Source organism: uncultured Planktosalinus sp., assembly GCF_963973675.1.
Taxonomy (GTDB): domain Bacteria; phylum Bacteroidota; class Bacteroidia; order Flavobacteriales; family Flavobacteriaceae; genus Planktosalinus.
In genome coordinates this window covers 1-7769 of the sequence record NZ_CAXBAN010000105.1, presented here as the reverse complement: position 1 = coordinate 7769, position 7769 = coordinate 1, and the positions used below count along the sequence as shown (strand labels likewise).

The 7769-nt window shown below is 36.6% G+C and carries 5 protein-coding genes and 1 pseudogene; all 6 read right to left on the bottom strand.

Annotation, left to right across the window (positions count from 1 at the left end; genetic code table 11):
- A pseudogene (locus AACY61_RS05760) lies at positions 1 to 1237 on the bottom strand (gliding motility protein RemB); the annotation flags it as partial.
- Between the two features lie 182 nt (positions 1238 to 1419).
- Positions 1420 to 2214, bottom strand: a complete 795-nt coding sequence (locus tag AACY61_RS05755) for an energy transducer TonB (protein WP_339610632.1) — start codon at positions 2212 to 2214, stop codon at positions 1420 to 1422.
- Between the two features lie 104 nt (positions 2215 to 2318).
- Positions 2319 to 3038, bottom strand: a complete 720-nt coding sequence (locus AACY61_RS05750; RefSeq protein ID WP_339610631.1) for an energy transducer TonB — start codon at positions 3036 to 3038, stop codon at positions 2319 to 2321.
- Between the two features lie 53 nt (positions 3039 to 3091).
- Positions 3092 to 3502, bottom strand: coding sequence for a VanZ family protein (locus AACY61_RS05745; protein ID WP_339610630.1), 411 nt, complete (start codon positions 3500 to 3502; stop codon positions 3092 to 3094).
- Positions 3471 to 3851, bottom strand: a complete 381-nt coding sequence (gene gcvH, locus AACY61_RS05740; protein WP_339610629.1) for a glycine cleavage system protein GcvH — start codon at positions 3849 to 3851, stop codon at positions 3471 to 3473. Before gcvH ends, AACY61_RS05745 begins: the two co-directional genes overlap by 32 nt.
- A gap of 27 nt (positions 3852 to 3878) precedes the next feature.
- The coding region (sprA, locus tag AACY61_RS05735; protein ID WP_339610628.1) for a cell surface protein SprA at positions 3879 to 7769 on the bottom strand (3891 nt) is incomplete at its 5' end.

Sequence of the window (7769 nt, the reverse complement as noted above, 5' to 3'; positions counted from 1 at the left end):
CACCGTCTTCAGTGGCCTCCTGTCTAACATCCCTTAGGGACATCCAGGTATTGGTGTATTTTAATTTCCAAAATGTTGTATTTATTTTAAAATAAGGGTTTGGACTAGCTGCATCACCCATAAAAAGAGACCTGTATCCATCACCGATTACGTTTTTACCGTGACCGAACTGGAAGTTAAACATATCCGTACTGTATGATAAATATCCTGTAGCCATTGGGTAATCATATGCCGTTTCCCTAAACTCTTTGGCGATCCCAAAGCCAGGAATAATTGCCGGATTTCCACCACCATCAGCTGCAATAGACTCTGCATAGCGGTTAAAATAGTTTGCAAATCTACCCTGACTTTCATAGATAACTGCGTGAAAATTAAGTTTTTCGCCCAATCCACCCTGAACTACTGCCAAACGGGTATTGTTATAAGTATAATCAAATTCACTGTCAGTTTCCATACCTATTTGCAAATCCACTCCCGGATCGATTGTAAACCAGTACCCTTTGCCTGTAAAGTTTATCATATGCTCATTCCACCATTTTCTTCCAAACCAAGACGTTTTATTTTTAAACAAAAGGCTGTCACGGGTCTGCATATCAAAATACTTATTTACATCTTTGTACAAATAGGGTTTTTGAGCCGTGTGCACATTATTACCCACCTGATTCAAATAGTAATCAAACCGGGCGTATTCCTGGTGTGATAATGGAATGTTGATACTGCTCTCATATTTATTGTTGGAATACCCCAGGTTTTGAATTTCATCATATTCATTTGAATTATCTAAAGCAAGGTTATGACTTTGCTTTTCTATTCTATTTGCCTCAAAACTTTCGGGCAGCAAAGGTATTTGAATGGGCATTGTAAATTGCACATAGGTTGCGCGGGCATTGTATGTGGCCGGTTTAATTTGCGGCAAGGTATCAAAGACACGTTGAATTTCTGTTTTTAATTCCTCATACATTGCATCGATGTAAAGGGTTTTAAAATTCCCTTCCTTGTCCACTTCAAAAAACACCACCAACTGCCCTTGATAGTTTTCATCAAAAACGATTTGAGGGGTTTTAAAGTTATCGAAAATAAAGGTTTGTAAGCTATTGTGAAAGCAAGATTTCAATTGTTCAACTGCTGCATTTTCACATTCAGGAAATACCGGATATTTTTCAAATTCGTTGTCGGTTTGTTGACTGAACAACTGAGTAGCCAATAACAAAGAAGTGATCATAACTTTTATTTTCATTTAAAACCTATTTTTGAAGTGTTTAAACTGAGTGCTTTTGCGTTTTAATAGTTTACGGAATTTAATCCTCTATTTTGACTTTTTTGATTGTGAAAGATACGTTTTTTTATGATTTTTAAGGCAACTCAATTAAAAACCCGAAAGATTATTCTTTCGGGTTTTTAAGGTGTTTTGTATTTGAATTAGTGGACTACATTGAACATAATTGGCAGTGAAAACCTCACTTCTACTTCTTGGTTATTTTGAATACCGGGAAGCATTTTAGGAATTTTACTCACTACTCTACCAGCTTCTTTTTCAAGTCGCGGGTGTGGTGCTCTAACCTGAAGTTGATCTACTTCACCCTTTTTATTAATCACAAAGCTTACATATATTTTTTGAGTTCCTGTTAAACCTAATTCGTTTGCTATTTCAGTGTTAAAGTGTTTATTGATTAGCCTTCCTATTTCAGAAGACATACAGTCTCTGCGACTTCTATTGTCAGTTAATGCCTCACACCCCGGAAAAACTGGCACTCTCTCAACCCCCAAAAACGAATGGATAATATCAGGCTCTTTTTTTGAATGCTTAGGTTCCGGAACAATTACTACCGGTTTATCTGAATTGATTTCTTTTGGTTCAGGGTCTTTTTCAATTTCAATATCTTTAACAATTGGCTTATCTACTATTTGAACTATTGTTGGGTTTATTTTTTTAACCGTTTGCTTTTGGATTACGGGTTCTTCTTTTTTGGGTTCAACAATTACGAAATCGCTTATCCATATGACTTCTGGTTCCTCCTCAAGAGGTTTTGCAATTTGATTTGTTTTGACAGCATAGGAACCATTGATAATTAAAGCAATGGTAATCATTGATACCATCAAGCTGAATTGGAAAGCAAGAGTTCCGTTGTAGTTTAAATTAGCATCCTTTTTACTATTAGCTTCTTTTACTTGTTTCTTTTTAAAGAAGTCAACTATTTTCTTAAGTGTTTTCATGCTTATTGATTTAAAATTACATATATCATAAATCAACAAGGGTGCCAAAAATAAAAAAAGCCATCAAATAAATTTGATGGCTTAAATTTTAGGAATAGCTATTTTTAGTTTTCTACCTGAAACAGAATGGGTAAACTATACATTACGTTTACCGCTTTTCCTCTTTGTTTTCCGGGAGTCATTTTAGGTAATTGACTGATTACATTTTTAGCTTCAGATTCAAGTCTGGGATGTGGTGCTCGAGCAAGTACTTCAACAACATTTCCTTTATTGTCAATTTTAAACTGCACAGAAATACGCTGTCTTCCAGAAAGTCCTAAGTCATTTGCAAGTTCAGTATTGAATTTTCTCGTTACAAAAGCCTGAATTTTTTCGGACATACAATCTTTACGTTGCTGGTTATTTTTCATGTTTTCACAACCCGGATAGATTGGCACATTTTCAATAACGGCAAAAGGTACATCATCGATTTCTTCGACGGCTTCTTCAATTGTTTCAATTTCAACAATTTCTTCAAACTGATCTGTCTCAGTAGATTCAATTATTGTTTCTTCAATTTCTTCTTCATCATCTACCACTTCGATAATCTCGGGAGCCGGTGGCGGTGGTGGTGGTGGCGGTGGTGGTGGAATGAACTCTGTGATTGGAATTTCTTCCTCATCTTCATCTTCTAAATTCAATTGACCAATATCAACAAGTGATTTGTCATAGGTTTTCCATTCAATTGCCTGCCATGTCACAAAAAGCATAATAATCAATCCTATTTGGAAGAAAAATATACTTCGTTTGCTTAAATCGGCTTTTGGATTTTTTTTAGGCTCCATAATTATCCTTTTTAATTGTTGCTAAAATATGTAAAATCTGTTTTATATTAAAGTTAAATACTACTTTTTAACTTTAATATTTTTTTCTTAATGAGTATCACCAATAACACTGCACAAAAAATTCCTGCTCCATTTGCGATAACATCATAGAAATCAGCTTCCCGAGCAGCTGTTAGTGTTCCCTGTAAGACTTCAATAACCATACCATAACTAAACACAACAACCCCCAGAAGAGTTGTTTTACGCAAATATTTTTTTTCTTTTGATTTAATAATCCAAAAAAAGAACCAAAGCAAAAAGAGTAAAAAGTAGCTAAGGGCATGAATCAGTTTGTCTGACACGGCATAATCCAGCTGAGGCAATGAACCCGTGGAGGTTAAAGACCCATAGGTAATAAAACAAGTAAATAAGAGTGCCCCTGTTAATAGGAGCTTAGGCTCCAATAAGCTTTTTATAAGCTTCATGGTCCATTAGATTTTCCAACTGTGAAGGGTCTGAAATTTTTAGTTTTATCATCCATCCTTCACCATACGGGTCTGTGTTTACTTTTTCAGGTTCAGATTCCAGTGATTCATTAAATGCTGTTATTTGACCTGATAATGGCAAGAACAAGTCAGACACTGTTTTTACAGCTTCAACAGTACCGAACACTTCTTCAATTTGCATTTCCTCATCAACAGTATCAACTTCTACATAAACAATATCACCCAATTCTTTTTGAGCAAAATCTGTTATGCCTATAGTTGCAATATCATCATCAATTTTCACCCATTCGTGATCTTTGGTATACTTTAGGTTTGTTGGAATATTCATTCTGTAATGTATTATTTAGTTTAAAATTTAATTTCCGAAGTTATATCTTAAAGTGATCCCCCCTCTGATAGTTGTTTGCGGAAAAGCAGTAGAAACAGCATATTCAGAGTAGGTATGGTCATAATAGAATAGTGCTGTCAGGTTTTTGCTCAAAGCATAATCTGCAGTAAATTGAATTCCATAAATTGTTTGCCCCGCAGTAACCTGGTTGTTTTCCTGGTCTAAATATCTAATGATTGTTTTATTATCACGAAGCGAGAGGTCTAGTTTAAAGTTAAGGTCACTTCTCAGGATTTGTTGTACTCCTCCAAAGCTTGTTCCTATTCGCAAATCTTTAATGCGGTATCCCAATCCAACAATGTATTCCATTCCTTGAATTTCAGTTAATAAATTGTTGGCAAAGCTTAATGAAAGTGCCCTGTCTTTACGAATTTCTGTTAAAACCCGAATAGAGTTTTGCATTTCAAAGTCTAATTTTATTAATGGACTGAATTGCTCCAGTAAGTTCACATTTGAAAGCAAGGTTTCATTTTTAAAGTTTCCGCTTTGGTCAACTTCTGTGGGGTTATTTCTGTTGTAATCCAGATTCGTTTCAAATTGGTTTACAGTATAATCAGCACGATATCCGTGTTGAATTGAGAAGCGTTTAAAGTTTTCTTTAAACCACCCTAAGCGCATCAAACCTGTATATCGCAGTTCCCAGTTTGGAATTGGAAAATCCCTAAATATTCCGGTTTTTACACTTGAAGCATCGGTGCCGGAATAGGCTGAAATAAACGAGGGTAGCAATACCGCCTGACTATTTCTACCAAAGCCAACCGGGTAACCGTCTTCAGCAACAGGAAAGTCTGATGTTCCGTAAAACTCTTCTGCAAGCCTGTTTGCAACAATCAACCTGTTGTCTCTAAAGTTTTGAAAAGTTTCAGAATTGTTTTCATCACTGGTTGCAAAAGCTGTTTTTATAAGGACTGTTGAAATATTGAAATTTCCAAATGTACGAGGTGCCAAAGATCGGTACTGGTCGTCGTTTACAATATAATTTTCAGCAAAGGACTCAGAGTACGTTCTACTTCCATTTAAGTCAATTTTGAAATCCGGGAATAATTCAATGTTTGATTGATAGTCAAACTGTACATTTTCAACTTCTGTATATTGTTCATTAAATTCAGGATAAATTGTGAGCCATCCTTTTCTGGCGGCCAACTCCCTGATTTCTCCCTGGCCTCCAAAAGCAAAGCCTGCAGAAGGTTTTAAAGAGCCCATAAACCCTACTGAAGGTAAATAACCGGGCATAAATATTCCGTTGTTTTCCTGGTAATTAAACTGGAATCTTTTTACTGAAGTCAGTAATCCAATTAAGGTATTGTAAGCCTGATCTCCGCCACTAAGTCGTGGAGTTCCATTTTGTCCTTCTTCCCTTGTACCGCCAGCTCCCCCTGAACCACTTTCTCCTGCTCTATTGGTAAAGCCCAAGCTTTGTTCATTGTTTTGGCTTTCGTCACCATTGCTTTTCTCATCACCTCCTCTGCCGCGATCTGCTCTTCCTCCAGCTCCTCTGGCCCCTTCGCCACTTTCTTCTCCACCTCTTTGTGACGAGGTATTTGTTGGTCTTCTTTTTGTCAAACCAAGGTAGCGATAGAGGTTATTCATATCCAATGTGGAATTGATGCGGTGTGTATTGGAGTTTTGAATGGTATTTCCTAAATCAAAAATGCCTGTAGTTCCATCTTCAAGTTCAAGTTCAATATTTCTGAACAAGTCGCTTCCTCTTTGCCATTGATAATTTCCTGTGTAGGAATAGGTAGCTCTAATAAACCTCAAAAAGGGAATTTTATTGAATGGTAAATCATAATTAACTTGCAGGGTTTGATAGTGTTGGTTAGGCTCACCTACATCAAAAAGACCATCCCAAACACCAATATCATTATTGATTATCCCGTTTTCGTCTATGTAATTGTTAACAATTCTATTGTTTGAAGCATTGAAATTAAAACGCAACGAATTTGTCAGGTTATAGTTCATTGCATACTGCCAGTCAAACAAAAAGTTTCTTTGATACAAAGTTGGCAAACCAATATTACCCGGAAGCAGGTTAATTTCCCTAAATTTCTGTTCGTTGTATTGCCTTGTTATATTTGTACTTGCCGAAATGTTAGTTGGCAAGTAGTTGAAATTAAAGTCCTTTAAAAGCTGCAGATAACTACTTCTAAAAAGTGAATCATTTTGTTTGAATGGTTCAACCGGTTTTGGAGTAAAACTATAATCATACGTAGCCCCCAGCATCATATTTTGCTCTAGTGATTCTTCAATTTCAAAACTATTATGGTCTATTTGATTGTATGAATATGAAAGCGTTATGTTTTCCACATCATAAGGTTGTGGCTTTTTATCGCCTGTTCTTTCCTTTCTTACTCCAATAAAGTTAATGCTTTGTCTTTTAGTATAATCAACTGATTGATCCCTGATTTGTTCACGTTCTTGTTCAGATTCAGCGTTGTTTAGCCTAGAGTCTAATTCAATATCCTGAAATTCAGGATCGTAAAGTGGCGTAACTAATTCTTCACCAATTGCATAATTAAATGGCACCTGAATGCCCCAATTTTGAGGCAATAACTGTCCAACGTTCACATTGGTTACTACATCATATTGCTGCACATCTTCAAGGCTTCGTTCATTAGGGCCTTGCTCAATTGATCCAAAACCAACGGTGGTTCTTTTACCTATTGCACTTACAGTTGCAAAATCGGCAAGGTTAACATCCATGCTAGCTACGGCAGCCCAGCCACCTTCATTGTTTAGCTCAGTTAATCGAAGTTCGTTTACCCAGACTTCCCCGCAAATTTCGGCGTCAGTTGTGTTTTTAAGCCCGATCATTATGGTTCTTACATTACCATAACTTGGATTCCCTTTGATACCTATACGCATATCATTTTCTGGACCGCCTAGGCTTCCTTCCAGTTCTGATTCTTCAAAATAAACTACTTCACTCAAATCATAGGCCTCCGGATTTCCCAGAACAATTGACTTTACTTCCTGAAGTAATTTTAAAGGCAGATTCATTCTGTTTTGGACCGGCCAAATCTCTTCGGCAGATGTTGCTCCAAAGTTTGTTAGGTTTAGCGGGATTTCTACTTCATAAAAGTTTTGATTTAAATCATTCCCCAATCGCATAAATGCGACCAAATCGCCATCATTTAAAGCTATTTGATTTACAAGTGACTCAGCATGAATAAACATCTCCAGATTTTTATACTGGCGCATATCAATGTTATATTTTTTGTAAACTGAGCGGCCATCTTCAGGTTCCAAGCCACAAACCCTTAAAGCAAGTGACTGCTCATTTTGCCGAATATTTGAATTGTTATTTATCAATTCTTCACGTTCCACACCTGGAGGTAATACATAGGGTATGGGTTGTCTTCCTGCGTTTTCTTCAATACTAACAGACTCCACTTCAAAAGTGGTGTTGCTATTGGCAGGCAGCGTTCCTGCAGGGTTCAAACTTTGGGTATATCTTCTGTAATCACCTCTTACAAGGTCGAGTGTTCCAAATCTAAAAGTAATATCTTGCTCAAAGTCTGTTAAGAACATTCTCATAAACCGAATTGACCTGAAATCAGTGATTCCATTTACTGCTCTATCCGGGCTGCTAATTGGAATTTTGAATTGCACCCATCTTACTTCTTGGGTTTCATTGTTCTGAAGGTTTACTTCGAGTTCTCTCACATCGGTGATGTATGGATTGTTTTCAACATTCATCCCCGGGTACAAGTCTATGTTATATTCAAAATAACTATTAACAGTATTCATCGTGTTGTCCCTGTTGTAATCTTCAACATCGGGCAATGTTGTAGAACCTCTGTTAGTATCTGTAACTTCAACAGGAGAGTTGCCTTGGGTTCCGTTGTAGTTTTTATA

Coding starts and splice junctions, on each gene's coding strand:
- AACY61_RS05755 (WP_339610632.1), bottom strand. CDS start 2,214: ATGAAAACACTTAAGAAAATAGTTGACTTCTTTAAAAAGAAACAAGTA.
- AACY61_RS05750 (WP_339610631.1), bottom strand. CDS start 3,038: ATGGAGCCTAAAAAAAATCCAAAAGCCGATTTAAGCAAACGAAGTATA.
- gcvH (WP_339610629.1), bottom strand. CDS start 3,851: ATGAATATTCCAACAAACCTAAAGTATACCAAAGATCACGAATGGGTG.
- AACY61_RS05745 (WP_339610630.1), bottom strand. CDS start 3,502: ATGAAGCTTATAAAAAGCTTATTGGAGCCTAAGCTCCTATTAACAGGG.